Here is a 2,028-nt window from a genome sequence, read left to right as displayed (position 1 = left end):
GTTGAAGTGAACGACACACAAACATCTACCGACGGTCCGCGTGGTGCGCGCTGGGTTCGTGCGGCTCTGCAGGTGAACCCCTACGGATATATCGGCAACCCCTCGCCCTCTAAGACCTTCGTCGATGCACACCATGGGGGCGCGATCGCGTCAACTCTACCGGAGCGGACGCGGGCCTCCGTGCCGTATGACGCGGCAGGACAGGCGGCTCAGGCGCTGGGCATGGTGAGGCTCAGCGCGATGAGACTCATCCAGAACACCGCGACCACACCGAGTCCTGCGAGGAAGACGAGCGCGAGCTCGCCCACTCGCCGCCGCCGACCGATCACATACGCGAAGGCGAACACGATGGCGGGGAAAGCGACGCCGAACAACAGGGTCGCCCAGCCGCCGCCGGTCAGCCCGGTCTGCGCCATCGTGATCAGATGCGCCACGGCATTCCAGACGGCATAGGCGTAGAAGAGTCCCGCCAGGCCGATGACGAGCCCGACGAGCCAGCGCGGAGAACCCGCAGACACCTGCGCTTCGGTCGACGACGTGGTCATGATCCGATCACCCCCACGGTGACGAAGGGCCAGGGAACGAGCAGCACGACTCCCGCGAGCAGCACGGCGACGCGGATCCACGCCGCCCTCCCCCGCGTAAGCACCCAGCTCGCCAGGAACCACAGTGCGGGCGCGGCGATCGCGAGGACGAACCACGGCAGGAACATCACGTCGGAGACCAGGAACGACGCCAGCGGCTGAAGTCGCAGCCCGCCGACGATCCAGCCGATCGTGTAGAGGAGGTACACCCCGCCGACCACTCCGACCAGGAGCAGCATCGGCGTGCTCAAGCCGACCGGCTCGTCGACGGGCGCAGGCGTCACGGTGCCGTCGTCCTCGATCGTTCCCACGTCGTCGCTGCCCTTGCCGACGGCGTTCCAGCCGTGCGGGAGAGCGCGCTCCTTCGGCGTCTGGGCCTCGTCGCCGTCCCAGTTGAGGGCGTCGTCGGAATCGGAAGTCATGTCCCCAGCGTAGGACACCAGGTCCACTAGGATCGGGGTTGCCTTGAGCCGGAACGGCGGGCACCGGAGGGGAAAGGGAACACCGTGGCTGCGAGCGAGAACGCCCAGAGCGACAACACCGACACCGGCGTCGCACGGTCCGCGAAGAGCGCAGCCGCAGAGCCGCCCGCCGGCTGGGTCCCCACTCCCGAAGCCAAGGTCAGGGCCACGCGTTTCCGTTGGATCGCCGGCATCCTCTGGGCGATCGCGATCGTCGGCGAGGGCGTCGGCATCTTCTGGCTCCTGCCTCAGCGCGTGTTCGTCGGCGAGGACGGCGAACTCCTCCGCAACCCCGACACCGGCCTGCTCGAAGAGCAGGGCGTCACCGCGACGTTCCCGCAGTGGGCGTTCATCGCCCTCCTCGTGCTGCTCGTCGTGATCGCAGCCCTGTCGATCACCGGCTCGGTGCTGTGGAAGAAGGCGAACCGCCTCGACCCCGCGCGCAAGGCGGACAAGACGCGATTCTTCGTGCAGAACCAGCTCGGCGCGATCATCGCGGTCGTCGCGTTCCTCCCTCTAGTCATCCTGATCTTCCTCAACAAGGACATGGACAAGGGCCAGAAGACCACCGCCGGAATCGTCGGCGTGGTCCTCGCGGCACTGGCCGTCTTCGTCGGCGTCGACTTCACGCCGCCCTCCGTCGAGCAGTACACCGCCGACCAGTCCGCCGTGATCCAGCTCCTGGGCAAGGACGAGGTCGTCTGGGTCGACGGCGGCAAGGTCTATCACGTCTGCGATGAGGTCTCGGCCATCCAGACCGGGAGCGAGATCCGCACCGGAACGACCGCTCAGGCCGTCGAGGCCGGGAAGATCCGTCTGACACTGCAGTTCGCTTCCGAGCTGCGCGCGTGCGATCTTCCGGTGCCGGAGAACGACGAGGCGATCGCAGAGGCCCTGCGCGCGATCCAGGCCGGCCAGGTCGACACGGTGCTCCCCGCCCCGGTGTGGGCTGACCCCGCCGAGGCGCCCATCGTGGTCGAGGA

At 67.9% G+C, this 2,028-nt stretch carries 3 protein-coding genes; 1 reads left to right on the top strand and 2 read right to left on the bottom strand.

The genetic code is table 11. The features are described 5' to 3' along the window. Nucleotides 1-209 precede the first annotated feature (209 nt). Both KZA10_RS13425 and KZA10_RS13420 read right to left on the bottom strand, forming a co-directional pair. Nucleotides 210-545: a hypothetical protein gene (locus KZA10_RS13425; protein ID WP_127482447.1), complete on the bottom strand. Its 336-nt coding sequence runs from the start codon at nucleotides 543-545 to the stop codon at nucleotides 210-212. After that, entirely contained in the window at nucleotides 542-1,006 is a 465-nt protein-coding gene (locus KZA10_RS13420; RefSeq protein WP_167497379.1) for a hypothetical protein, read from the bottom strand. Before KZA10_RS13420 ends, KZA10_RS13425 begins: the two co-directional genes overlap by 4 nt. 84 nt (nucleotides 1,007-1,090) lie before the next feature. Here KZA10_RS13420 and KZA10_RS13415 point away from each other — a divergent pair. Next, the coding region (locus KZA10_RS13415; RefSeq protein ID WP_218683125.1) for a hypothetical protein at nucleotides 1,091-2,028 on the top strand (938 nt) is incomplete at its 3' end.

This window comes from Microbacterium sp. BF1 (genome assembly GCF_019279095.1).
GTDB lineage: Bacteria > Actinomycetota > Actinomycetes > Actinomycetales > Microbacteriaceae > Microbacterium > Microbacterium maritypicum.
This window is presented reverse-complemented; position numbering and strand designations above follow the sequence as displayed.

Excerpts from the sequence above, each read along its gene's own strand:
- KZA10_RS13425 (WP_127482447.1), bottom strand. The coding sequence starts at position 545 with ATGACCACGTCGTCGACCGAAGCGCAGGTGTCTGCGGGTTCTCCGCGC.
- KZA10_RS13420 (WP_167497379.1), bottom strand. The coding sequence starts at position 1,006 with ATGACTTCCGATTCCGACGACGCCCTCAACTGGGACGGCGACGAGGCC.